General features: G+C 64.8%; 19 protein-coding genes. 4 read left to right on the forward strand and 15 right to left on the reverse strand.

The window, feature by feature from the left end; all coding sequences use genetic code 11:
• Positions 1–6 precede the first annotated feature (6 nt).
• The 8 genes from JQ587_RS33590 to JQ587_RS33625 form a co-directional block, all read right to left on the reverse strand.
• Complete coding sequence (locus JQ587_RS33590) at positions 7–5,103, reverse strand: beta strand repeat-containing protein (protein ID WP_212428198.1); 5,097 nt, start codon at positions 5,101–5,103, stop codon at positions 7–9.
• A complete protein-coding gene (locus JQ587_RS33595) occupies positions 5,067–6,587 on the reverse strand; it encodes a ShlB/FhaC/HecB family hemolysin secretion/activation protein (protein ID WP_212428199.1) in 1,521 nt (506 codons plus the stop codon). Before JQ587_RS33595 ends, JQ587_RS33590 begins: the two co-directional genes overlap by 37 nt.
• A 416-nt stretch (positions 6,588–7,003) precedes the next feature.
• Entirely contained in the window at positions 7,004–8,095 is a 1,092-nt protein-coding gene (locus tag JQ587_RS33600; RefSeq protein WP_212303677.1) for an SMP-30/gluconolactonase/LRE family protein, read from the reverse strand.
• Between the two features lie 84 nt (positions 8,096–8,179).
• Positions 8,180–8,899, reverse strand: a complete 720-nt coding sequence (locus tag JQ587_RS33605) for a ribonuclease activity regulator RraA (protein WP_212303678.1) — start codon at positions 8,897–8,899, stop codon at positions 8,180–8,182.
• 111 nt (positions 8,900–9,010) lie between these two features.
• The gene (gene araD, locus JQ587_RS33610) at positions 9,011–10,747 is read right to left on the reverse strand and encodes an L-arabinonate dehydratase (RefSeq protein WP_212303679.1); all 1,737 of its coding nucleotides are present in this window, start codon (positions 10,745–10,747) and stop codon (positions 9,011–9,013) included.
• On the reverse strand, positions 10,744–11,607 hold the full coding sequence (locus JQ587_RS33615) for an ABC transporter permease (protein WP_212428200.1): 864 nt from the start codon (positions 11,605–11,607) through the stop codon (positions 10,744–10,746). Before JQ587_RS33615 ends, araD begins: the two co-directional genes overlap by 4 nt.
• 11 nt (positions 11,608–11,618) lie before the next feature.
• Positions 11,619–12,380 carry an ABC transporter ATP-binding protein gene (locus JQ587_RS33620; protein ID WP_212428201.1) on the reverse strand — a complete coding sequence of 254 codons (762 nt, stop codon included), beginning with the start codon at positions 12,378–12,380 and terminating at the stop codon, positions 11,619–11,621.
• Entirely contained in the window at positions 12,380–13,399 is a 1,020-nt protein-coding gene (locus tag JQ587_RS33625) for an ABC transporter substrate-binding protein (protein WP_212428202.1), read from the reverse strand. The genes JQ587_RS33620 and JQ587_RS33625 overlap by 1 nt, the downstream gene beginning before the upstream one ends.
• A gap of 91 nt (positions 13,400–13,490) precedes the next feature.
• On the opposite strand from JQ587_RS33625, the gene JQ587_RS33630 reads away from it, so the two are divergent.
• The 3 genes from JQ587_RS33630 (at position 13,491) to JQ587_RS33640 (ending at position 18,399) form a co-directional block, all read left to right on the forward strand.
• Positions 13,491–14,207 (forward strand): GntR family transcriptional regulator, encoded by a 717-nt coding sequence (locus tag JQ587_RS33630; RefSeq protein WP_212303683.1) that lies wholly within the window; start codon positions 13,491–13,493, stop codon positions 14,205–14,207.
• Positions 14,208–14,402: 195 nt separating this feature from the next.
• Entirely contained in the window at positions 14,403–14,813 is a 411-nt protein-coding gene (locus JQ587_RS33635; RefSeq protein ID WP_212303684.1) for a response regulator, read from the forward strand.
• Positions 14,791–18,399: a PAS domain S-box protein gene (locus JQ587_RS33640; protein ID WP_212428203.1), complete on the forward strand. Its 3,609-nt coding sequence runs from the start codon at positions 14,791–14,793 to the stop codon at positions 18,397–18,399. Before JQ587_RS33635 ends, JQ587_RS33640 begins: the two co-directional genes overlap by 23 nt.
• Positions 18,400–18,534: 135 nt before the next feature.
• Here JQ587_RS33640 and JQ587_RS33645 read toward each other — a convergent pair whose 3' ends face one another.
• Positions 18,535–19,170 carry a response regulator transcription factor gene (locus tag JQ587_RS33645; RefSeq protein WP_212303686.1) on the reverse strand — a complete coding sequence of 212 codons (636 nt, stop codon included), beginning with the start codon at positions 19,168–19,170 and terminating at the stop codon, positions 18,535–18,537.
• Positions 19,171–19,359: 189 nt separating this feature from the next.
• Here JQ587_RS33645 and JQ587_RS33650 point away from each other — a divergent pair, with 189 nt between their 5' ends.
• On the forward strand, positions 19,360–19,662 hold the full coding sequence (locus tag JQ587_RS33650; protein WP_212428204.1) for a hypothetical protein: 303 nt from the start codon (positions 19,360–19,362) through the stop codon (positions 19,660–19,662).
• 53 nt (positions 19,663–19,715) lie between these two features.
• On the opposite strand, the gene JQ587_RS33655 is transcribed toward JQ587_RS33650, so the two are convergent.
• The 6 genes from JQ587_RS33655 to JQ587_RS33680 all read right to left on the reverse strand — a co-directional run bounded on the left by JQ587_RS33655 (position 19,716) and on the right by JQ587_RS33680 (position 25,317).
• On the reverse strand, positions 19,716–20,219 hold the full coding sequence (locus JQ587_RS33655; RefSeq protein ID WP_212303688.1) for a response regulator: 504 nt from the start codon (positions 20,217–20,219) through the stop codon (positions 19,716–19,718).
• A 142-nt stretch (positions 20,220–20,361) separates the two neighbouring features.
• The gene (locus JQ587_RS33660; RefSeq protein WP_128963451.1) at positions 20,362–20,679 is read right to left on the reverse strand and encodes a PilZ domain-containing protein; all 318 of its coding nucleotides are present in this window, start codon (positions 20,677–20,679) and stop codon (positions 20,362–20,364) included.
• A 2-nt stretch (positions 20,680–20,681) separates the two neighbouring features.
• Positions 20,682–21,554 carry a CheR family methyltransferase gene (locus JQ587_RS33665; protein WP_212303689.1) on the reverse strand — a complete coding sequence of 291 codons (873 nt, stop codon included), beginning with the start codon at positions 21,552–21,554 and terminating at the stop codon, positions 20,682–20,684.
• Between the two features lie 34 nt (positions 21,555–21,588).
• Complete coding sequence (locus JQ587_RS33670; RefSeq protein WP_188106496.1) at positions 21,589–21,978, reverse strand: response regulator; 390 nt, start codon at positions 21,976–21,978, stop codon at positions 21,589–21,591.
• 35 nt (positions 21,979–22,013) lie between these two features.
• Complete coding sequence (locus tag JQ587_RS33675) at positions 22,014–22,487, reverse strand: chemotaxis protein CheW (RefSeq protein WP_212428205.1); 474 nt, start codon at positions 22,485–22,487, stop codon at positions 22,014–22,016.
• Positions 22,488–22,509: 22 nt separating this feature from the next.
• Entirely contained in the window at positions 22,510–25,317 is a 2,808-nt protein-coding gene (locus JQ587_RS33680; RefSeq protein ID WP_212300029.1) for a hybrid sensor histidine kinase/response regulator, read from the reverse strand.
• Positions 25,318–25,538: the final 221 nt, after the last annotated feature.

Here is a 25,538-nt window from a genome sequence, read left to right on the forward strand (position 1 = left end):
GCGCAGCTACCGTATCGACGCACGCAGTCCTTCGGCGTGCGGCGCCGTGGTTTCCCAGATATCGAAGCACGGTCGATTGAGGCGCCGACCGCAACTGCGCTTGGCGCCGATGGGCTGCGGCGGCAAGGCGACCGCTGGGGACGGCGCGTAGACCAGCCACGTTCCGTTCACGGTGCCGCTTACCGCATAGTTCGGATTGGTGAGCGTGCCGGTCACGCGAAGCACATAAGTGCCTGCAGCACTCGTATTGCTGATCCCGAACGAGTTGGAGAGACCCGTCAACGCGCTGACGGTATCGCTGTTCTGCAAACCGCTTGCGGACAGACCCGGATTGCGCGACGCGAGGCCGTAGAACGAGAAGCCACCAAGCGCCGTCACGACCACGGGCGCTGGATTGACCGTCCAGCTACCCGCATTGGTCCCGGCCAGGGTGTAATTGCTGTTGGTCAGCGCGCCCATCACGCTGAGCGTATAGGTGCCGGCATTGGTCATGTTGCTGACGGCGAACGAGTTGGACAGCCCGGTCAGCAGGCTTACGGTCTCGCCATTCTGCAAGCCGGTTGCCGACAAGCCCGGATTTGATGGCGACGAACCGTAGGTCGAGGAGCCGCCGAGCGCGGTCACCGTCACCGGCGCCGGATTGACCGTCAGGGTCCCCGCGCTGCTGAACGCCAGTGCGTAGCTCGATGTCGTCGACAGCGAGCCCTGCGCGATCGTGATGGCATAGGGACCGCCGCTGACCGAGGCGCTTGCGGCCGATCCGCTCGAGGTCACCACAGGACTGCCCGTGAACACGGAGCTCGCGCTGTCGGTGGTAAAGGCGCCGCCGACGCCCTGATATCCTGAGACGCTGTAGCTCAATGCAACCGCAGAGGTCGCATCCGCGCCATATGTCTTGGTGGCGTTTGTCGACGTGAATGTCAGTGTCGGCTGGTAGGAAAACACGTATCGATTGCCCGTGGCGGTGACGTTGGCCGGCGGCAGCGTCGCGTAGGTCGCATTCCAGATCGCCGTGTTGGCGCTGTCCAGCCCGCCGAAAACATCCGAGCCGGGCGCGCTCGAATAGATCAACCACCGTCCGGACGTGGCGGTCACGGCGCTGCTGCCGACATGATTGATGAAGGCGCCGGTCGCGGAGAGGACCGGACTGATGGCGCTGACTGGCGATGCGAGGGTGAGATCGCCCGACGTTTGGATCGTCGCAGTGCCCGTCGCGGTGACGCCCGACGTTGCCGCGATCGATCCGATCGTGAGCGACGCGCCGTCAATCACGGCAACGCTGCCGGTGTTCGCCGCGAGGGTCGCGATGCTGTTTCCGCCGGCAGTAAGGATGAAGGTGCCGTTCGCGCCCGATAGCAGCAAATTCGCCGCGCTGATCGTGCCGGTCGCCTGCGTGAAAGTCCCGTTTTGCGAGAGGTTCAGCAGCCCGCTTGTCGAGGAGATCGATTCGTGCAGGTCGGTATCACCCGACGCAATCAGCGCTAGCGTGCCCGTGCCGTTGTTGGTGATCGAGCTCCCCCGGAGCCGCAGGGCGATAGCCGAGCTTGAGCTGCCCGACAGGCTCAGATTTCCGGTCGCCGCCGTCACGGTGGTTCCGCTGGCAAGGAAAAGGCCGTAGCCCGAGGTCGATGTTCCTGAGATCGACATCGTCCCCGATGTCGTCAGCGACGCCGAGGTCTTCACCTCGGTCCCATAACCGGACGTATTGGTGCCGCTGATCGAAAGCGAGCCGCCGCCGGTGTTGGCGAGCGAGCTCGTCCCGCTCCAGAGCACGCCGGCGCTGCCGGAATTGGCGGCGCCGGCATCGTTCGACGTTCCCAGGACCGTGAGAGCGCCACTGCCGGAATTGCTCACGATCGTTCCGGCGAAGCGCGTCCCGATGGTCGATCCCGAGCCGGCGGTCGCGCTCGACATTCCGTTGACCGTGACATTGCCGCTGGCGACGTTGAAGGTCACTGCCCCGAACTGCACACCCGTTGCCGTACTCGACGTTCCCGATATCGAGACCGTCCCCGATGTCGTCAGATTTGCATCATCCTGCACGCCGTTGCTGCTGGCGGATTGGCCGGTGATGGTGATCGAACCGCTGCCACTCGCGCTGAGGGCGCTGGCTGCGCTCGTGAAGCGGACACCGAGGCCGGAGGTCGAGCTTGTTCCGCTCAAGGTGCCCGTCCCGCTGCCGACATTGATCGTCGCCCCGTTGAGGGTGATGGCCGTCGTGCCGTCGGTCGTCGTCCCGCTTGCCGTCAGGCCGCCACCCGATGTCGAGATTGCCGCATTGGCGATGCTCACGGCGCGGCCGGCATTGAGCGCGAGCGCTCCGCCATTGGTCGTCATGCCGGCATTGACGAGAATATCTCGTCCCGCAGTCAGGCTCACCGCATTGCCGCTGGCGCCACTCACCGCGCTCGCGACGGTGATGTCGCTGGTGCCGCTGGTGGTGATCGTGATGCTTGCCGATGCCAGCGCGGAAATGCCCGATATCCCCGAAACGGTGCCGATGGTCAGTCCCTGATTGTTGACCAAGGACACCGAGCCGACGCCGGTCGCCGCAATCGTGCCGACGAGGTTGGCCTGCCCGAGCGAGAAGCTCCCGCCGCCGGACAGCAGGAGGCTGCCTGCGGTGATCGTTCCCCCCGACTGCGTCACCGCACTGGTGTCGCCGATCGCGAGCACGCCGGATGAGGAGGTGATGGTCGCAGCCAGATTAGTGCCGCCGGTGCCGCTGAACGTCAGCTTACCGCTGCCGCTGTTCGTGATCGTGTTGCCGCTCGACGACAGGTCGATCCCGAGAGATCCGGAACTGGTCGCGCCGCTGATCGTCAGATTGCCGCTCGACGCCGTCAGCGTATTGCTGCCCTTCGCGGAAAATCCCGAACCGCTGGTCGAGCTGCCCGACAGCGTGACGGTACCGGACGTGGCCAGGCCCGTGCTGGTGTTCATCCTGATGCCGTTGAGGCTCCCACTGACGCCGCTCAGGGCAAGCGTTCCCGCACCCGAATTGGTCAGCGTCGTCGTCCCGGCATTGAACCAGACCCCGTTGGCCGAGGTGGAGGTGCCGCTCAAGGTCAGATTGCCCGAGCTGTCGGTGATCGTGTTGCCGCCGTTGACGTACAGCCCATAAGCCTGCGACGCAGAACCCGTGTTCGTGCCGGAGATCGAAACCGAGCCGGACGTCGTGAGATTGGTGTTCAGCGCCACGCCGTAATTGGTGACGGTCGTGCTCGAATTCCCGGTGATGGTGACCGAGCCCGCGCCGCTCGCCGAGAGCGTATTGGCGCCGGTGGTGAAAAAGACGCCCTTGCCGTTGGTCGCCGTGCCCGTCAGCGTGGCGGTGCCAGTCCCAACGCTGATGGCGGCGCCATTGAGCGTGATGCCGGTGGTGCCGTCGGTGGTGCTGCCGGTTACGGTCAGAGCGCCGCCTGACGTGTTGATGGTCGTATTGGTCGTGGTGACGCCGCGGCCCGCATTCAGCGTCAGTGCACCGCCGTTCGTCGTGATGTTGGCGTTGACGACAATGTCCCGCGCCGACGTCAAGGTGAGCGAGTGGCCGCTGCTCCAGGTCACCGCATTGGCGACCGTGATATCACCGCTCTGTGCGCCCGCGCTGCCGGTGTTCACCGTGACATTGGCCGTCGCCAGCGCAGCCTGCAATGTCGCCACGTTGAGAACGGAGCTGTTGCCCGACGGCGTGAAAGGCGTGCCGGCGGACATGTTGCTGTTGCCGCCGGACGATATCGTCACGTTATAGGGATCGAGCAGCAGGGTCCCGGTGATCCCACCGGCGGCGGTGACGTCGACATGTCCGTCGTAGCCGAGCACACCATGGCTGGAGACTTCGACCGCACCGCCTGCTCCCGACCCGGCAGCGGTCGCGGAGATCGTGCCGCGAAAATCGGTCGCGGCATCGGACCAGATCACAACATTGCCGCCGGTGCCCGCACGTCCGTTGGCCGAGATGAGCGCGCCCTCGTCGATCGACGTCGTCGCCGCCGTCCGCACTGGCATGCTCACGAGCTTCGCGGCGGCGTCCGTGCCGCCGCGCATGTCTCCGCCGATCAGCACCGCGCCGCCGGTCGCACCATCGGCGGACACGCGCGCGGTCGACGTCAACGTCACCTTACGGCCGGTCGCGACGATGACGCCGCCCTTGCTCACCTTGTTGCCGTTGGCCGAGAGCCTGCCGGAGACGGTGACCGCACCGCCATCGCCGCCGTCGAGGATGATGTTTCCGCTGCGGCCCCTGACGCTCCGCGCCGTCACGCTCCCCGACACATTGATGACGTCGCGCAACAGCTGCTGCGCCGTCGCCGCCTTGATCTCGGCGCGCCCGCCGGCCGACTTGATGCGGCCGGTGACATCGATCAGCGCCCGGCCGTTGGCGGCGGTCGCACCGGTGGGAATTGCGACCTGAAGAAAACCCTCGCCGGTCGGATCGAGCGTCACCGCTTCGCCCGAGCCGAGCCCGACCCTGCCGAGCGGCACATTGATGGTGCCGCTGTTCGAAACGGTGCCGCCGATCAATCCAACGAAGGAGCCCGGAGCGGCCGAGATCACCCCGGCATTGCTGACCGCCGCGGACGCCCCCTTGCCGACGAAGCCAAGACGTCCGGCATTGAAGTCAGCCGTATCGATATCGAGCGTCGAGGCGACGAAGCCGCCGCCAACCTGGACCGTTCCGGTCGAGGTGATGGCAATGCCGTTCGGATTGACGAGAAAGACCTGACCGTTCGCATTGATCTGACCGGCGATGACCGAGGACGTCTGCCCCGTGACCCGGTTGAGCGTGGCCGAGCCGGCATTGGGCTGCACGAAATTGACGGCGCCGGTCTCCCCGACCGAGAACGCGTTCCAGTCGATCACCGACCGTAATGAGCTCTGCGTGATCGTGAGCGCATTGCCGGCAGCGTCGATCCTGGCCTGGCCCGAGACGACCTTTCCGCCCTGCGGCAGCAAGGCTTGCGCAAATGTTTGCGAACACCAGGCCATGGCCTGCGAGCAGACGAGCAGCGCCACCGCTCTTGCGCGATGCCTCCGCAGCTGCGCCGTGGGACGACAGGCCGGCATCAATAGGCCACCGAGGCGATGGCGTTGGCGCGCCATCCAAGCCTTGTTCCCGGCAGGTCTGTGAATCCGCGCGCGGCCTCCAGTCCGAGCGAGGCCCCCGGCAGCACGCCGACGGCGTCGACGGCGCTGCGCAAGCCGGCGCCGACCGAGCCGGCATTGAATGCGGAGCGTTCGACGACCGTCGCGTTTGCCAGCCAGCCGCGGCCGACGGCACCGAAGACGTAAGGCGACAGCGTCGCGCGGACGGCGTCGAGCCGGAACGAACGGGACAACTCGCTGCGCAACGTCGCGCCTTGGTCGGCCGTCAGGGTGCCCGACGCAAAGGCCGAGACCGCGTCGGCGCCGTCGAGCGAGATCTGCTCCGAACGCAGCATCGGCTTGTCGAAGCTCGCCTGCCCGGAGCCGATCAAGTCCCAGCGAACGCCCCATGGCAGGGGTTGGGCCAGATGAACGTTGGCCGTCACCTTGGTGAAATCCGGGCTCGCGCCGAGCCGCGACAGAGGAACCCCGGATGACGCAACGTCGAGGACGTCCCGGCCGCCAAGCCCGCCCGAGAACGTCATGCCGGCCTGGATGCCGGCGCCCCATTGCAGTGTGGTCGCATAGTCCGGACCGAAGCGCGCGACGGCGTAACGGTCATGGCTCAGCATCACGCCGAAGGTCGGCGCGCTGATCTGCTGGTCGACATGCTCGATCGATGCGTTCGCGTAGAGCGATGATGCCCGCGTCAGGCTGATCGGCGCCCGCAGTCTGACGGCGACGCGCTCGAACGTGCCGAACGAGCCGACCACACCCGGCGCCTCCGGCGTTCGCGTCGTCGAGTGCGTGTACTCCGGATTGACGGTCAACCCGTCGACGCCGACCGGGACGATCAAGCCTCCGCCATAGACGGCGAGCGGAGCTCGCCCCTGTGCTGCAGCTTCGAGGTTCGCGCCGAGGCCCGCCGAGCCGTAGACCTGCTCACCCAATCCGAGCGCGCTGTTGAGGGCCAAGGTGCCGCGAAGCTGCCACGTACCAGATGAAGCCGGCAGTCGATCGTCGGCGCCCGCCGATGCCGAAACCAGTCGATGCGCGCCATCGAGGATCAGCTTAGTGCCACCCTCGCTATCGCCCCGCATCAGCGTGCTTCGAAGCGCGAGGCCCGGCAGGTCGCCCGCGATCAGCAGCGCCCGCTCGAGCTCGGCGAGCCGCAAATGCCTGCGGCCGACCAACTGCGCGGTTCGCGCCGCGACGACCGATCTGGCGCGCGACGGCACAGCGTCGACATTGATCGTCTCGATGAAACCATCGATCACCAGGAGCTGCAACACGCCGCCATCGACGAGGCGCTGCGGCGGTACCGCGACACGCACGAGCGGATAGCCGGCTTCGTGATAAAGGCGCTCCAGTCCGGATGCGACGGCATAGATGTCCGTCACGCTGATCCGTCGTCCGCTCAGTCCCGCGGTCAAGGTCTTGCCGGCGGCGGCGACTTCAACGAACTCACCGCCAATCCGGACCTCGCGCAGCAGCACCGTCATGCTGCGATCGCCCGCCGGAGGCGCGGCGACCGACGCTCCCGGGAGAGCTGTCGTCTGTTCACCCGTCAGAGCGGGCGGGCGCAAATCCTGCGGCGTAAGCTGACTTGGCGCAGTGGCCTGCGCGCGGGCCCATCCAGCAAATGACCCGACGCCCAGTCCAGCGCAAATCGCCATGCGAAGACAGCCGCGGAGCATTCAAGACATCTCGAGCAATATTCATGAGAAAAATCGCACCCGAGAACAACTTCAAGCGCGCACTTTAAAAGGTCGATCTGCGCGCGAAACTGCAGCGTTAACTTTAACAAAGCGTTGCGAATTGAGGATTGGATACCACTTCCTCGTGAGAAGGGTATGATGATGCAATCGCATCACGGCGCATGTCCGTAATCCCACGGACACGCGCCGCAATTCACGCGCTACACCGCGCCGTGGGCTTCCACATAAAGCGCATAGATGGAGTGGCAGCTCGCCATGTAGAGGCGGTTGTTCTTGGGGCCGCCGAAGCAGAGATTTTCGCAGCGCTCCGGCAGCTTGATGAAGGCGAGCGGCTTGCCTTCGGGGTTGAACACCATCACGCCGTCGAGATCCTCTGGCCTGCCCTTGAGCTGATAGACCTTGCGGCCACCGACATCGGCGGGCTCGGACTGCAACGCGCCGTTCGAGCCCCAGCCGCACCAGAGATTGCCGTCGCGGTCGACGCGAAAACCGTCGAGCGAGCCCTGGTCGGCGGCGTCGATCAGCTTGGTCTTGCCGCTGAGCGAACCGTCATCGCCGACATTGTAGCTCCAGATGCTGCGATTGGGCGTGCCCTTCCATTCGACGATGTAGAGCTTCTTCTCGTCCGGCGAGAAGGCGAGGCCGTTGGGATTGACGAGATCGGTGAGGACGGCGGAGAGCTTGCCGTCCTTGGCGATACGATAGACGTTGGTGGTGGCCTGCTCAGGCTTCTCCTTCTTGCCCTCCCATTCGCCATTGATGCCGAACAGCGGGTCGGTGAACCAGATGCTGTCGTCCGACTTCACCACGATGTCGTTCGGCGCGTTCAGCCGCTTGCCCTCGAACTTGTCGGCCAGCACGGTGATCTTGCCGTCCTTCTCGGTGCGGGTGATCCGGCGGGTGACGGAGTGCTCGCAAGTGACGAGGCGGCCCTGGCGATCGCGGGTATTGCCGTTGGCGTAATTGGCGTTGGCGCGAAACACGCTGGTCTGCCCGGTCTTCTCGTCGAATTTCATGATCCGGTTGTTGGGAATGTCGGAGAACAGGAGATAGCCGCCTTCCGGGAAATAGACCGGACCTTCAGCCCAGCGCATGCCGGTCGCGACTTGCTCGAGGGTCGAGGAATAGAGCCGGTACTTTGCGAAGCTCGGATCGAGGATCTGAACGGCGGGGTCCGGATAGCGTTGAGCCGGCGTGAACGGAAACGACTGGGCGCCGGCGGCGCGGGCGAGAAGCGTCGAAGCCGCCGCCGCACCGGCGCCGGACAAGAGATTGCGTCGCGTGAAACTCATAAAAGTCCTCCCTGCTTGATAAAAGGCCGGCACTTGATGTGGCCGGCCTGATGCTTGAATCGATTGTTTCTGGCGTGAACGGCCTTAGCGGCCGTTCTTCTTGCGCCATTCCGCGAAGTCGGTGAGCGTCTGCGGATCGGTGGCGGGATAGAGGCCAAAGATGCCGCGGCCCTTGCCGACTTCCTCGGCGACGAAGTCCTCGAACGCGGTCATCTCGAACGTTTCATTCGCGATCTCGTCGGCGAGATGCGCAGGGATGACGATCACGCCGTCGGCATCGCCCAAGATGACGTCGCCGGGAAACACCGGCGCATCGCCACAGCCGATGGGAACGTTGATCTCGATTGCCTGATGCAGCGTGAGATTGGTCGGCGCGCTCGGGCGATGGTGATAAGCGGGGATGCCGAGCTTGGCGATCTCGGCGGAATCGCGGAAGCCGCCGTCGGTGACGACACCGGCGACGCCGCGCTTCATCAACCGCGTCACCAGGATCGCGCCGGCCGAGGCCGCGCGTGCATCCTTGCGGCTGTCCATCACCAGCACGGCGCCGGGAGGACAATCCTCCACGGCCTTGCGCTGCGGATGCGAGCGGTCCTTGAAGACGTCAATCGTGTTGAGATCTTCACGCGCCGGCATATAGCGCAGCGTAAAGGCTTCACCGACCATGGTCGGCTGGTCCGCACCGAGCGGATGCACATCCTGGATCATCTGGATGCGCAGGCCGCGCTTGAACAAAGCGGTGGCGACAGTGGCGGTGGAGACGGATTTGAGCTTGGTACGGGTGGCTTCGGAAAGTTTTGTCATTGGTCGAACTCTCTCATGGTCGTCATTCCGGGGCACGCGAAGCGATGAGCCCGGAATCTCGAGGTTCCGGGTTCGATGCTTCACATCGTCCCGGAACGACGGTGGGTGAAACTAGTAAATCGACGGCTCGCCGATCGGCGCGCCGAAATCGGTCTCCAGGAAGTCGAAGTCGCAGCCGTCGTTGGCCTGCTTGATGTGCTTGGTGAACATCCAGCCATAGCCGCGCTCGAAGCGGCGCTCAGGCTGCTTCCAGGCGGCGCGGCGCTTGGCGAGTTCGGCCTCCGGGACGTCGAGATTGATGGTGCGCGCGGCGACGTCGAGCGTGATGCGGTCGCCGTTCTGCACCAGCGCCAGCGGGCCGCCGATATAGGACTCCGGCGAGACGTGCAGGATGCAGGCGCCGTAGCTGGTGCCGCTCATGCGCGCATCCGAGATGCGGACCATGTCGCGCACGCCCTGCTTCACGAGCTTGGTCGGGATCGGCAGCATGCCCCATTCCGGCATGCCCGGCCCACCCTGCGGGCCCGCATTGCGCAGGATGAGGATGTGATCCTCGGTGACGTCGAGATTGGGATCGTCGACCGCCTTCTTCATCGCGGGATAGTCGTCGAACACCAGCGCCGGCCCGGTATGCTTGAGGAAGCGCGGCGCGCAGGCAGACGGTTTGATGACGCAGCCGTCGGGCGCGAGATTGCCCTTGAGCACGGCGAGCGCGCCTTCCTTGTAGATGGGATTGTCAACGCCGCGAATGACATCGGCATTGTGCACTTCAGCACCGTCGATATTTTCGCCGAGCGTCTTGCCGGTCACGGTGATGCAGTCGAGATGCAGATGGTCCTTGATCTGGCCCATCAGCGCCGGCAGGCCGCCGGCATAGAAGAAGTCTTCCATCAGATAGGTATCCCCACTCGGGCGCACATTGGCGATCACGGGCACCTTGCGGCTAGCGATCTCGAAATCGTCGAGCCCGATGTCCTGTCCGGCGCGCCGGGCCTGCGCGATCAGGTGGATGATCGCGTTGGTCGAGCAGCCCATCGCCATCGCGACCGCGATGGCGTTCTCGAAGGCTTTTCGGGTCTGGATCATCTTCGGCGTCAAATCCTCCCACACCATTTCGACGATGCGCCGACCGCATTCGCTGGCCATGCGGATGTGGTTGGCATCCGCAGCCGGGATCGAGGAGGCGCCAGGCAGCGTCATGCCGATCGCCTCCGCAATCGCGGTCATGGTCGAAGCGGTGCCCATGGTCATGCAGGTGCCGTAGCTGCGGGCAATGCCGGCTTCGATGTCGAGCCAGTCCTTGTCGGAGATCTTGCCGGCGCGGCGTTCGTCCCAATATTTCCAGCCGTCGGAGCCGGAGCCGAGCGTCTTGCCCTTCCAATTGCCGCGCAGCATCGGACCCGCCGGCAGATAGATCGCCGGAATGTTCATCGAGGTTGCGCCCAAGAGCAGCGCCGGCGTGGTCTTGTCGCAGCCGCCCATCAGCACCACGGCATCAACGGGATGGCTGCGCAACAGCTCCTCGGCCTCCATGGCAAGGAGGTTGCGATAGAGCATGGTGGTCGGCTTGAGAAGCGATTCCGACAGCGACAGCGCCGGCAATTCCACCGGCAGACCGCCGGCCATCAGGATGCCGCGCTTGACGTCGTCGACGCGCGACTTGAAATGCATGTGGCAGGGCTGCGCGTCCGACCAGGTGTTGATGATCGCGATGCACGGCCGATCCTTCCACTCCTCAGGGGCGTAGCCCATCTGCATGGCGCGAGAGCGGTGGCCGAACGAGCGGAGGTCATCGGGCGCAAACCAGCGCGCGCTGCGGAGCTGGTCGGGTGTTTTCTTCTTGGTCATGATTGGGTGCCCCATTTCTGGACGGTGTTCCGCTCGATGGCGCGGAAGATCAGGTTCTCGACAAAGAGCCCGATGATAATCACCGTCAAGAGGCCAGCGAACACTGCGGGTATGTCGAGCAGGTTGCGGTTCTCGAAGATGAACCAGCCGAGCCCGCCCTGCCCCGAGGACACGCCGAACACCAGCTCGGCCGCGATCAGCGTGCGCCACGCAAAGGCCCAGCCGATCTTGAGGCCGGTGAGGATTGAGCCGAAGGCGGCGGGGATCAGGATTTTTGCCACATAGGGCAATCCGCGCAGGCCGTAATTGCGGCCGACCATACGCAGCGTGTTGGAGACGCTCTTGAAGCCGGAATGGGTGTTGAGCGCGACCGGCCACAACACCGAATGGATCAGCACGAAAACAAGACTGCCATTGCCGAGCCCGAACCAGATCAGCGCAAGCGGCAGCAGCGCGATCGCCGGCAGCGGGTTGAACATCGCCGTCACCGTTTCGAGGAAGTCGGTGCCGATCCGGGTGGAGATCGCGAGCACGGTGAAGATCGCGGCGAGCACGATGCCGGCCGAATAGCCCATGAACAGGACTTTTAGCGAGGTCCAAGCCCGCAGCGGAATCGTGCCGTCCTTGACGCGCTCGAACAGCGTCAGAATCGTATCGTGCAGGGTCGGAAACAGCAGGGGATTGTCGAGATAGACGCCGTAGGCTTCCCACACAGCGGCCAGGAACAGGATAATGACGCTCTTGCGGACGAAGCCGTCGTTCCAGAGCAGCTCGGCCACGCGCAGCTTGCGCTCGACCTCGCTCGCACCGGTCGCCGCAGCAACCGGCGTGTCGCGCAGCAGAATTCTTGCTTCGCCCATGAGCGGCTCCCCTAATGCGCCGTGGCTTCGCCGGCGAACAGGAGATCGTGGATCTCCTTCTCGAGCCGTCCGGCGCTGCCGTCATCATTGCTGACCTTGTCGACGTCGATCACCTCGGCCTTGACGCGGCCGGGATGCGGCGACAGCAGCAGGATGCGGTTGCCGATGCGGATCGCTTCCGCGATCGAATGGGTCACGAACAGCACGGTGAACTTGGTTTCGCTCCAGAGCTGGAGCAACTCGTCCTGGCAGGTCCGGCGCGTCAGCGCGTCGAGCGCAGCGAACGGCTCGTCCATCAGCAGGATGTCCGGCTCCATCGCCATGCCGCGCGCGATCGCAACGCGCTGCTTCATGCCGCCGGACAGCGTGTGCGGATAGGCATCGACCACGCGGGTGAGACCAACTTTCTCGATATAGGCCCGCGCCCGCATTTCCGCGTCCTTGCGCGAAAGCTTTCGCGCGGTGAGCAGAGGGAACATCACGTTGGCCAGCACGCTCTTCCAGGGCAGCAACTGGTCGAACTCCTGGAAGATCATCATGCGGTCGGCGCCGGGACCGTGGATCTCGCGGCCGCCGATCGTCATGCGGCCTTCGCTCGGCGACATGTAGCCGCCGACGGCCTTGAGCAGGGTCGACTTGCCGCAGCCGGACGGTCCGAGCAGCACGAAGCGGTCGGACTTGTCGACGGTGAAGCTCACTCTCTCGGTGGCGGTGACGACGGCGCTGGACGTCTTGTAGCGCAGCGTCACGGAGCTGACGTCGAGCAGCGCCATCAGTTGCCCTTCAGATCGTGCGCCACGGGGAGATAGTAGTCGGTCCAGGCCTTGGGCTGGGTCTTCAGCGTGCCGGTCTTGTAAAGATGGGCTGCGAATTTCATCGTGCCCTGCGGCTCGAGATTCCACTCCATCATGCCGGGTTGCTTCAAGAGATCGAGCAGCTCCTCCACCGAGGTCTTGTCGCCGGTGATCTCCTTGTAGATCTCGACCGCCTGCTTGGTGTCGCTCCGGATCAGGTCCTGCGCTTCCTTGGTCGCGTCACGCACCGCCTGGATGATCTTGGGATTAGCGTCGGCGAATTTCGTCGTAGTGAAGAACTGCGCCTGGCTCAGCGGACCGCCCATCACATCAGGCGAGTTCAGCACGACGTGCGCGCCCGGCACGTTCTTCAGCTCCAGGAAGCTGAACGGTGGGATTGAGAAGTGGTTGTGCACCTCGTGCTTGGGATTGGCGAGCGCCGCATAGGCGTCGGGATGGCCGAGCTGCACGGTGTTGGCGTCGAGCTTCGACCATTGGTCGGCGCCGAAGGTTTCGGCGGCGGCGATCTGCAGCACGATCGCCTGGGTCGAGACTTTCACCGTCGGCACCGCGATCTTGTCGCTCGGCCCAAAATCCTTGATCGACTTGATGTTGGCATCGCGGCTGATCAGCGTCATCGGCTGCGCCGAGGTCGCGACGATTCCCTTCACGCCGCCGCGGGTGCGATCCCACAGCAGCAACAGATTGCCGGTGCCGGTATTGAGAATGTCGACGCCGCCCGCGAGCAGCGCATCGGTCTGCGCGCCACCACCGGAGAAGGTGACCCATTTGGTGGTGACATTGGGCACGCCGAGGCTGGCGGCGTGCTTCTCGATCAGCTTCTGCTTCTCCATGATGTGGCTCGGCATGTAGAAAATACCGGGCTGCCGCGACAGGGAGATCTCGGATTTCTGCTGCGCCCGCGCCGGCGAGATCGACAAGACGGCCGCGGCGATCAGGGCGACGGCTGCACAGCCACGCTGGAATTGTGTGATCATTGTTGTTCGTTTCCTCCGGCTGGCATTGACGCGCGGCCTAACTGATGCACTAATGCATTAGTGCATCAAAGGCAAGCCCGCCGGAGCCGCCATGGAACCAGCCCATCCCGCGCCACACGCGGCCGTCCGCCCCGGCGCGCGGCTCGACCGTGCGCGACAGGCCGCGCCGCAGGTGTTCGAGCGGCTGCGCAATGCGATCATCGCGCTCGAATTGCCGCCGGGCTCATCGCTGTCGCGCACCGACCTCGCCGCGCAATTCGGTGTCAGCTCGACCCCGATCCGCGACGCCTTGATGCGGCTGGAGGAAGAAGGGCTGGTCGACGTCTTTCCACAGCACGCGACCGTAGTCAGCCGGGTCGATGTCGGCCGCGCCGAGCAGGCGCATTTCCTGCGCCAGGCGCTGGAACTCGAGATCGTCCGGCTGCTCGCCGAACACCATGATCCCGCCCTGGTCGTCCGCCTCGATCATGCGATCGCGCTCCAGCAGCAATTCGCCAAGGCCGGAGATTTCGAGAGCTTCATCGCCGCCGACAATGATTTCCACGCCCAGCTCTATGCCGCCGCCGGAAAGCAGGACCTCTGGATGCTGGTACGAAGCCGCAGCGGACATATCGACCGGCTGCGCCGGCTGCATCTACCTTCGCCCGGCAAGGCGCAGAACATCGTGCGCCACCACAGACTGATCATGCGTGCGATCGAGGCGGGCGAGGCCGATGCTGCACAACAGCATCTGCGCAAGCATCTGTCCGGCACGCTGAGCGAGCTCGACACCATCCGCAGCCACCATCCCGAATACCTCACAGACTGACCGCACGGGCTGCTCTGACGGCTTGCGCATGCAAGCATGCATATGAAAACGCGTCGGAATTCGCCCGCCATATGCAAACTCGTCCGATCGGCCGCGAAGTGCTTGCAGGACAGGTACAATCCGCGCAACAATTTCGCATTTGGAGCTTTGATTTGGGTCGCTGGGAGCATTCCCATCCGGCCCGGAGGTTTTAACGTGGCCAACATCCTGATCGTGGATGACGACCCGGCCGTTCAGTTGACAATCCGACTGCTGTTGGAGCGGGCCGGTCATCACGTGACGGTCGCCGGCGACGGCCGCAAGGGGCTAACTCTGTTTGAGGGCAGCCAGTTCGACCTGCTGTTCCTCGACATCTTCATGCCCGGCATGGACGGGCTGGAAACGATGCGCCACGTCCGGGCCCTGCAACCGGCGGTCCCGATCATCGTCATTTCCGGTCGGTCGATCACGCCGGACGCCTACGCCGAACCGGACTTCCTGAAGATGGCGACCAAGCTCGGCGCGGTCGCGAGCCTGCAGAAGCCGTTCCGGGCCGACGCGCTGCTGGCGGCGGTCGACGGTTGCCTGAAGTCGGGGGGGTCCGATGTCAGTGCCAGCCGCCGATGAGGGGAGCATCATCGCCCCCCAAGGCCAGAGCAGGCGCGATCGTCCAGGGAGCCCCGCGAATGTTCCCGTGAGGCTCGGAACGACGCTCGCGACACGTCTCGCCATCGCCATGATTCTGCTGGTGGCGATCACAGTGGGCGCTGTCGGCTGGCTCGGCTATCGCAACACCACGCAGGCAGTCATCCCGCGCGTCCTGGAGCGGGTCGGAGCCCAGTCACGCCTGTTGGCGAGCAATCTTGAATCCTATGTTGCCGGAGTGCGCGGCGATCTGATCGGCTATCGCGCCGCAGCGGCCATCAACGGCCTGATCCGCGCCCACACCGGTGGCGGCATTGATCCTGCTGACGGGGTCTCGGAGCAAACCTGGCGCGAACGGATCGCGGCGCGGCTCGCAGCCGAGATTGAGGCCAAGCCCATCTATGGGCAGTTTCGGATCATCGGTGTTGACGACGACCAGCGCGAGCTGGTCCGGGTCGATCGCTCCGGACCGAACGGAGCAGCACGGATCGTTCCCGACGGCGAACTGGAGCGCAAGAGCGACCGGGCCTACTTCCAGGAAACGATACGGCTCGGGCCGGGCGAAGTTTATGTGTCGCCCATCGATCTCGCCACCCGGCACGGCGGGACGACGGCCCTGCACGTTCCGACGCTGCGCATCGCGATGCCGCTGTTCGCGCCGGACGGCAAGCCCTTCGGCATCATCATTGCCAACGTCGACATGCGGCCGGCGCTCGATAGTGTCCGCTCGACCGAGTCCTCAGGCGGCGCGATCTACGTCGTGAACTCGCGGGGAGATTATCTCGTTCACCCCGACCGCGCGCGGGAATTCGGCGCACCACACGATCGCCCCAATGACTGGCGCAAGGACTTTCCATATTTCGCCTCCTTGATTGGCACGCTGGACGCCTCCACGCGGCTCATGACCGATGGATCTGGCCGGCCGAGTGGCGCCGCGATCGCGCCAGCGCTGCTCGCGGGCAAGGATTGGGTCGCCATCATCGAGACGATTCCGGCGCCTGTGTTCGGTCTCGTGCCAGCGGCCATTCAAAAGACCTCCTTGCTCGTCGGTGTGCTGGCCGTCCTCGCCGCGGCCTCGCTCGCCGTGCTGCTGGCGCGCTCGCTCACCCGTCCGATCGGGCGCTTGACTAGGGCAGTGGAGGCCATCGGCAGCGGACGCTCTGCGGACATCCCCGTCGATGCACCGGGCGAGACCGGCGCACTGGCGCGGGCCTTTGCCCGGATGGTCGAAGAAACGCGCGCGAAAGCGGCCGCGCTCGAACGCGAGGTTGCGGAGCATCGCCGCACCGAGGCCGCGCGAAGCCATCATGCGGCGCGCGAGCTGCTGTTCAGCGCCGCCGTCGAATCGTCCGACGATGCGATCGTGATGCAATCCCTCGACGCCATCATCACGGGCTGGAATCCTGCGGCCGAGCGTCTCTATGGATATTCGGCGAACGAAGCGATCGGGAAATCCACCTCCATCATCGTCCCGCCCGACCGTCGCGAGCACGGCAAGGATTATTTGGGGCGGATCTCGAGGGGCGAGCCGATCGAACGCTTCGAGACGGTCCGGCTGCGCAAGGACGGCACGCCGGTCGAAATTTCACTCAGCCTGTCGCCGATCAGGGGCCCCTCGGGCGAGATCATCGGCGCCTCCGGATCAGCGCGCAGCCTGACCGAGGCGCGGCGCGCGGAACGGGCGCTGCAGCAACAATTGGAGGAGCGGCGGCAGCTTTTCGACACCTCGCAGGATCTGATCATGATCATGAACGCGCGCGGCCAGGTCGTGCAGATCAGCCCGAGCAGCGAGACCATTCTCGGCTACCGGCCCGACGAGATGATCGGGCGCAGCGGCGCCGATTTCATCCATCCCGACCACCTCGATCAGTCCCGCGAGGAGATGCGCGAGCTCAAACGCGGCGGCCATCCCAAGCTTGCCGACACGCGCTGCCTCCACAAGGACCACCGCGAGGTCTGGCTGTCATGGCTCGGCAACTGGTCGGATCAGGCCAAGCGCTACTTCTTCGTCGGGCGCGACATGACCGAGGCGAGGTTGGCCGCCGAGTCCTTGCGTGAAAGCGAGCAGCTTGCGCGCAACATCGTCGAGACCGCGCTCGACGCCTTCGTCCAGACCGATGAGCGCAGCACTATCCTGAACTGGAGCTCGCGAGCCGAGGAGCTGTTCGGCTGGCGGCGCGACGAAGCGCTCGGCAAGAATGCGGTCGACATGATCGTCGCGGAGAGCGAGCGCGAAAGGGTCAGGGCCGGCCTCGCCCGTTTCCTCGAATCTGCGGAAGGCCAGACCCTCAACCGTCGCCGCGAGCTCAAGGTTCGCCGCCGCGACGGCAAGGAATTCAAGGCCGAGCTGAGTGTCACGGCGCTGCGGCGCCGCGAGGGCATCCTGTTCAACGTGTTCTACCGCGACCTCACCGACAAGATTGCCTCCGAGGAGCGCATCCGCCACGCCGAAAAGATGGAGGCAGTCGGCCAGCTCACCGGTGGCGTGGCGCACGATTTCAACAACATCCTCACCGTCATCACCGGCACGATCGAAATCCTGGCCGATGCAGTGGCGAAGGAACCGGGGCTTGCCGCGATCACGAAGATGATCGACGAGGCCGCCGGCCGCGGCGCCGAGCTGACCCAGCATCTGCTCGCCTTTGCACGCAAGCAGCCGCTGCAGCCGCGCGAGATCGACATCAACTCGCTGATCATCGACACCGCAAAGCTGCTACGGCCGACGCTGGGCGAGCAGATCCAGATCGAATCCGTGTTCGAGGACGAGAGCTGCGTCGCGGTCGTCGATCCGAACCAGCTCACCACGGCCATTCTCAACCTCGCGCTCAACGCGCGCGACGCGATGCCGCGCGGCGGCAAGCTGATCGTGGAGACGGGCGCTGCCTATCTCGACGAGGTCTATGCCAGCGCCAACGATGTCCCGCCCGGACATTACGTGCTGATCGCGGTGAGCGACACCGGCACCGGCATTCCCGCGAGCATGCTGGCGCGCGTGTTCGACCCCTTCTTCACCTCGAAGGGGCCGGGCAAGGGCACCGGGCTCGGACTCTCCATGGTCTACGGATTCATCAAGCAGTCCGCGGGCCACATCAAGATCTACAGCGAGGAGGGCCACGGCACCACGATCAAGATGTATCTGCCGCCGGGCAAGACCCCCACGGCCGTGAGCGACGGCGTGACGCCGATGGCAGCCGAGGGCGGACACGAGACGATCCTCGTGGTCGAGGACGACCGCTTGGTGCGCGAGTATGTGCTCGCGCAGCTGCACTCGCTCGGCTACGTCACCCTGCAGGCCGCCAACGCTGCGGAGGCATTGGCGATCGTCACGGCCGGAAAGCCGTTCGACCTCCTGTTCACCGACGTGATCATGCCCGGCAAGATGAACGGGCGACAGCTCGCCGACGAGGTGCTGAAGACGCGTCCCGATCTCAGGGTGGTCTATACGTCAGGCTATACCGAGAACGCGATCATCCACCACGGCCGGCTGGATTCGGGCGTGCTGCTGCTGGCGAAGCCGTATCGCAAATCCGATCTGGCGCGCATCATCCGCAAGGCGCTGAGCGCGTGATGTTTTGGGAGTCGTTCCGGACGCGCGTAGCGCGACCCGGAAGCTCGAGATTTTCAGGTGCGCAATTGCGCACCGTAGCTCGATGCTCCGCATCGCCCGGAATGACGAAAGGAATGTCCGCGATGCAACCGAGCCCTACGACGCCCGCTGGGCTGCGGTCATCACGATGCGGATGAGATCGGCGGCATTGCGTGCGCCGAGCTTCTTCATGATGTTGGCGCGGTGATCCTCGATGGTGCGCGGGCTGATGCCGAGCGTACGGCCGGCCTCCTTGTTGGAGGCGCCGGCAGCGAACTGCTCCAGCACCTCGCGCTCACGGCGGGTCAACGGCTCGCGTCCGGGGAAATGCAGTGAGCCGAATTTCGGTGACGCGTTCTCCGCCTGCCTGCGTGCATAAGCGCCGATCGCCTCGTCGAGCCGGCCGACGATCTCGCTGCCGCGGAATGGCTTCTCGATGAAATCGAGCGCACCGCTCTTGATGGCGCCGACCGCCATCGTGATGTCGCCTTGCCCGGAGATCATGAAGATCGGAGCCGGATAGTCCTCGCCGTGCAGCTCCTTCAGAATGTCGAGACCCGACTTTCCGGGAATATGCACGTCGAGCAGGATCGCAGCGGGTGTGCGGTTTCGCGCCACGGACAGCAGTGCTGCGCCGTCCGCAAAACAGATCACCTCATAGCCCGCCGCCTTCAACACCATCGACAAGGTGTCGCGAACAGCAGGGTCGTCATCGACCACGAAGATCTCACCACGGGAGCTTTGTTCGACCATGTGCCACGTCCATTCGCCAAATCGATCGCCAAAGTCGATCGCAAAGTCCATTCGGCATTCAAGGACTCGCGTCCGCGCCTAAAGTCATGGCTTTCGGCGCAGATTCGGCCCACCCCGCATTTGTACGGGACATGAACTTAACGCACAAGTAGCGCTGAGGTGCCTTATTGCGGGAGACGGAGAATATCCATGCTAAATTACGCAGGCACGCCCCCGCTTGCCGCGATGGCTGAAACGGACTGCCGAGAGCTGATCGCAGCTGAACTTCGCTCCCTGATCGCCCGCATCGAGATCAGTATGCGTCTGATCGACGCGGCGATGGAGCCCGAGGACGATCGCGCCGTCGTGAGCGCCGACCTGGGTTCCACCGAGATTGTCGTGCTCGACGACGTGACGCCCCGTTATGCCACGGCGAGCGCCGCCCTCAACGCCTGCCGGGCGGAGCTCGGCCAGGCCCTTCAGAACCTGTCGGAATCCGTCAATCCGGCATAGGCCGGGATTGGCGCGGCCGATGGGCCGCAGCCGTTGCATGGCAGCTCCGCACCTCAGGCGCGGTGCCGCTCCACGATTGCGTCGGTGGCGACGCCGCCCCAGGTATGGATCGTCGGCAATCCCATCGCGGTCTTTCCGAGATTGGCGAGGCTGATGCGCAACGCCGCGAGGTCCAACGGCTTCGGCAAGCTCTGAAGCTCGATTCCGACGGAGCGGGCGAAGCTGCGCGCAGCGCTGCGGCGCTTGCCGTCCATGCCGCTGATCACGATCACCGAGCCCGAGAATTTCGCCGCCGCCATCTCGCGCAGCACGTCGATGCCGTCGCCGTCCTCCAGCACCAGATCGAGCGTCACGCAGTCGAAGCGCGCCGCGCGCAGCTTTTCGATGGCTTCCGCAACCGACGGCGCAACGGCAACTTCGTGGCCGGCCTGCTTGGCGGCGACCGTGATCAGGCTGCGCTGGGTGGCGTCGTCATCGACCACCAGGAGCTGAAGCGCGCGCCGTTCGGCGACGTCGGACAGGTTTGACGAAATGGGAGAGAGAGAGCTTCTTGGCATGGCCGGCCCCTGAAATTGCGACCTGTCGTTGATACATGGCACGCGCTTAGGCCACGTAAAGCCGGGCCTGCGAATTCGGTCGGATGTTTTCAGAAAATGTGAAGCAATGCGTCAGCGGAGGGCCGCGCCGTTCGCGTGGCGATCACGCCACTGCATCATGGCCGCTGGCGGCGCCGCGCTTCTTGCGGTTCTTGCCGCGCAGGAACTGGATGTCCATCTCGGCGCCGTTGACGCGCACCAGCTCGCAGCGCCGGTAGGCCAAGCCCGTGGACGACAGCAGCAGGAAGAACTCCTTCAGGTTCAATCCTTGGATCGAACCTTCCACCGTGAGGATGGCATCGGTGTCGGAAATCGCGTTGAGCGTACAGTCGCGCCGCCACGTGCCGTCGATGGCCATGATGCAAACATCATAGCCCCGACTGAAGGTGACGCGCTCTGCGCCTTTGCCATCCTCGGCCATGCCTATCGTCCTGCCATCGCCGCCATCCGCGGCGCCTCGACGGCCGGCCTGGCCGCCGCCGCACGCGGATCGTTCGGCTTGTAGAGGCCGCGGCGATCCGCAATCGGCCGGAACGTATCGGTCAGTCCGACCACGGTTTCAGCCGCGCCGAGCACCAGGAAGCCGTCGGGCTCGATCTGGCGGGCCAGACGGTTGAAGATGTTGATCTTGGTCTCCTGGTCGAAATAGATCAGCACGTTGCGGCAGAAGATGACATCGAACGTACCGAGGTGGGAGAAGTCCTGGAGCAGATTGAGCTGCCGGTGCTGGATCATCGCGCGCAGCTCGGGATTGACCTGCCAGGTCTCGCCGGTCTGCTTGAAATATTTCATCAGCATCTGGATCGGCAGGCCGCGCTGCACTTCGAACTGGCTGTAGACGCCGGACTTGGCCTTCTCGAGCACCTCCTGCGAGAGGTCGGTCGCGATGATCTCGACACGCCATCCGGTGAGCGCCGCGCTCATCTCCTTCAGGGTCATCGCCAGCGAATAGGGCTCCTGCCCGGTCGAGCCTGCGGCGCACCAGATCCGCACGCTGCGGCGGCCGGCCCGGGCCTTGAGGATTTCCGGCATGATGGTATCGCGGAAATGGTCGAACGGGACCTTATCGCGAAAGAAAAAGGTCTCGTTCGTGGTCATGGCTTCGACCACGCTGGTGATCAGCGCGCTCGAGCCGCCTTGCAGCTTCTGCACGAGCTCGGGGATGCCGGAGAGGCCGGCCTTGCGCGCCAGCGGCAGCAAGCGGCTTTCGATCAGATATTGCTTGTCGGCGGACAGGTCGAGACCGGAGCGCTCTTTCAGCAACTTACGCAGATACTCGTAATCAGGCGCGTTCACAGGATACCTCTTGACGCTACTGGCAGGTGTGTTTTCAGGCGGCCGTCTCTTCTTCGCGCGCGACCAGCCCGACTTCCTGGAACTTCGCCAACACGATTTCCTTGTCGAACGGCTTCATGATGTACTCGTTGGCGCCGCCGCCCATCGCTTTCGTGATGTGGTCGATGCCGTTCTCGGTGGTGCAGAACACCACCTTGGGTTCGTCGCCGCCGGGCATGCGACGCAACGTCCCCAGGAACTGGAAGCCGTCCATGACGGGCATGTTCCAGTCGAGCAGGATGGCTTCCGGCATGGCCTTCTTGCAATGGACCAGGGCTTCGACGCCGTCTTCCGCTTCGATGACCTGGAAGCCCAGCGCTTCGACGATACGGCGCGCGACCTTGCGAACGATGCTGGAATCGTCAACCACCAAACAGGTCTTCATCTTGGTTCTCCGGCTTAAATGTCTTTCGTGAAAGTTCAGGCAGCCATTTGCACTTCGGTCTTGAGCTCGAGGACGCGATCGACGTCGAGGACGACCATGAGCTGGCCGTCGAGGCGGTGGACGCCGCCGGCGAGCTTGGCCATGCGGGGGTCGAGGTTGACGGGGTTCTCTTCCTTGCTGTCCTCGGGCAGGCGCAGCACCTCGCCGATCTGGTCGATCAGCAGGCCATAGGATTCACCGCGCAAATCGACGCCGACCGCCATCGCCGTCTTGCCGTCCTCAGGCTTGGGCAGGCCGAGCCGGGCGCGCATGTCGACCACGGTGACGATGCGGCCGCGCAGGTTCAAGACGCCTGCGATCTCACGCGAGGCCAGCGGCACGCGGGTGACGCGCTCGGGCATGAACACGTCCTGGACGCGGGAGATCGGCAGGCCGAACAGCTGGCCGCCGATCATCGCGGTGACGTATTCGACCATGGCGCCTTCGGTGGACTGCGTCTTCTTGCTCATCTCGTGTCTCCTCAGGTCCCGCTCAGGCTGCCGCGCGGCTCAGCTCGGAGGCGCCGGCCGCACCTGCGGTCTGCTCCTTCAGCGCCGCGATCAGACCGGGACGGTCGAACTTGGCGACATAGTCATGGAAGCCGGCCTGGCGGCCGCGCTCGATCGCCGCCGGCGACACCAGCGCCGAGAGGCCGATGATCGGCATCGCGCCCAGATTGCTGTCGGAGCGGATCACTTCCGCGAACTCGAACCCGTTCATGTCGGGCATCTCGATGTCGGTCAGGACCACGTCGAAGCTCTGCGCGCGGAGCGCCGCCAGGCCCTCCTGCGCAGTCGGCGCGGTACGGACGCGATAGCCGGCCGCCTTCAGCACCGGCGCCAGCATGTTGCGGAAGAACGCCGAGTCGTCGACCAGCAGCACCGACTGCGAGTGCATCGACGGCTTCATCTCCTTGCGGGTGAACCAGTCGGAGAACGCCATCGGCAGGAAGTGGCCGACGTCGATCACCTCGGTGGCCTGGCCCTTGATCACGGCCGAGCCCAGAATGCCGCTAGCCGAGCCGCCGACCTCGATGTTGAGCCGTTCCTCGACGATGTCGATGATCTCGTCGACGACGAGGCCCATGGAGCGGCCGTCATCGGCAAACACCAGGATCGGCTGGGCGCCTTGCGAGGCGATGGTGACGCCGTCCATGGAGACCAGCGGCATCAGCTGCTCGCGGTACTGCACCATGTAGCGACCGTTCGAGAACTCGATCTTGTCGGCGGGGAGCTCTTCCAGGCGGGTGACGAGCCCGAGCGGGACCGCCTTGGGCTGGGACGAGCCGGCGCGGAACACCAAGAGCGAGGTGGTCTGCTCGCCGCTTCCGATGTGGTGCGCGCCATTGTCATCGGCCATGTCATGGGCCGAGGAGCCGGCGGCGCCGAGCGCCTTGGCAATGCCGTTGGGGTCGATGATCATGATCACCGCGCCATCGCCCAGAATGGTGTTGCCGGAGAACATGTCGATGTGACGCAGTTTGGTCGACATCGGCTTCACGACGATCTCTTCCGTATGGAAGACGCCGTCGACCACGATACCAAAGGTCTGGCTGCCGACCTGCGTCACCACGATGAAGCCGTTCTCGGGATCGGAGGCCGCGCCGTCGTCGATCTTGAGCAGCTTCTTCAGGTGGATCAGCGGCAGCAGCTTGTTGCGCAGCCGCAGCACCGCGGTGTCCTTGATCCGCTCGATGCGGTGCTCCGAGTTGGCGCGGGCCCGCACCAGCTCGACCACCGAGAGCTGCGGGATCGCAAAGCGGTCGCCGGCGGCTTCGACGATCAGCGCCGAGACGATCGCGAGCGTCAGCGGGATCTTGATGGTGACGGAAGAGCCTTCACCGGCCACCGATTTGATATCGATGGTGCCGCCGATCTGGTCGATATTGGTGCGCACCACGTCCATGCCGACGCCGCGCCCCGACACCGAGGTGATGGCGGCCGCGGTCGAGAAGCCGGGCGCGAAGATGAACTTGTGGATCTGGGCTTCCGACATCTTCTCCAGCTCGGCCTCGGTGACGAGACCGGAGGAGAGCGCCTTGGCCTTGATCTTCTCGGTGTTGAGGCCGCGGCCGTTGTCGGCGATGCAGATGATGATGTGGCCGCCCTCGTGATAGGCGGACAGACGAATGGTGCCCTGCTCGCCCTTGCCGGACGCAAGCCGCTCGGCCGGGGTCTCCAGGCCATGATCGGCGGAGTTGCGCACCATGTGGGTGAGCGGGTCCTTGATCAGATCGAGCACCTGGCGGTCGAGCTCGGTGTCGGCGCCGTGCATCTCCAGCTCGATCTGCTTGCCGAGTTCGCTCGAGAGGTCGCGGACGATGCGGGGCAGCTTCTGCCAGGCATTGCCGATCGGCTGCATGCGCGTCTTCATGACACCTTCCTGCAGCTCGGCGGTGACGTTGGAGAGGCGCTGCAACGGCACCTTGAACTCGGTGTCCTCGTTGCGGCGGGAGATCTCCAAGAGCTGGTTGCGGGTCAGCACCAGCTCGGAGACCATGGTCATCAAATGCTCCAGCGTATCCACGTTGACGCGGATCGACTGGTTGGCGATGCGGTCGCCCTCGGAGGCGCCCTCGTCGGCCATCGACTTCTTCGGCGCGGCCTTGGGCGCCTTGGTGTCCTTCGGCGCTTCAGCAGCCGGCGCGGGCTCGGCCTTCACGTCGGCCTTCACTTCGGCCTTGGCCACCGGCGCGGGGGCCGGCGCCTCGATCGCGGTCTCGCGGAAGGCGCGCTCGAGCTCGTCGAGCGAGACTTCGCCCGGACGCAACGGGCGCTCCAGGGTCTGGTCGATCAGCGTGCCCGTGGTCATCTCTTTGGCAGGAGCCGCAGCCGGGGCTTCCGGCACCAGCGGCGGCGCGTCGGCAACGGGAGCCGCAGCGCCTGCGGCCGGCATCGGCTCCGCCGAGCCGGACATAGCCGCCATGCCCTGCTCGACCATCGCTTCCAGCTTGTCGATGAGATCGCGGTCGTTGCCCTCGGGCTCGGCTTCGGTCGCCTCCAGTCCTGCGAGGATCTCCTTGATGCGGTCGATCGAGGACAGGATCACCGTCACGGCCTGGCCGGTCACCGGCATGCCATCGCGGAATTTGCCCATCAGCGTCTCGCCGGCATGCGCCAGCGCTTCAAGCCGCGGCAGGCCGAGGAAGCCGCACGTACCCTTGATGGTGTGGACCAGGCGGAAGATGTTATCCAGGATCTTGGCGTTGTTCGGCTCCTGCTCGAACTTCACCAGCTGATTGTCCACGGTGTCCAGGCTCTCGCTGGTCTCCGTCAGAAACTCCCGCAACAGATCATCCATAAGCTACGCCTTACTGAGCTGGACCTCGACGCCTGCGCCGCGTCTGGAATCGGCGGAAGTCCGCTCCTAGATCGTTAGACAACCCATTTCACGGTCCCGTTAATTTCATCCTCCGTGCTAATACGGATATTGAAGCGAAGTTTGCCGTTCGACCGCATCAGGCTGGCGTTTTCGCCCAATCCGGCACGCAGCATCGGGCTGGAGACGCGACAGGTAAACGC

This window comes from Bradyrhizobium manausense (genome assembly GCF_018130615.1).
Lineage (GTDB): Bacteria > Pseudomonadota > Alphaproteobacteria > Rhizobiales > Xanthobacteraceae > Bradyrhizobium > Bradyrhizobium manausense_A.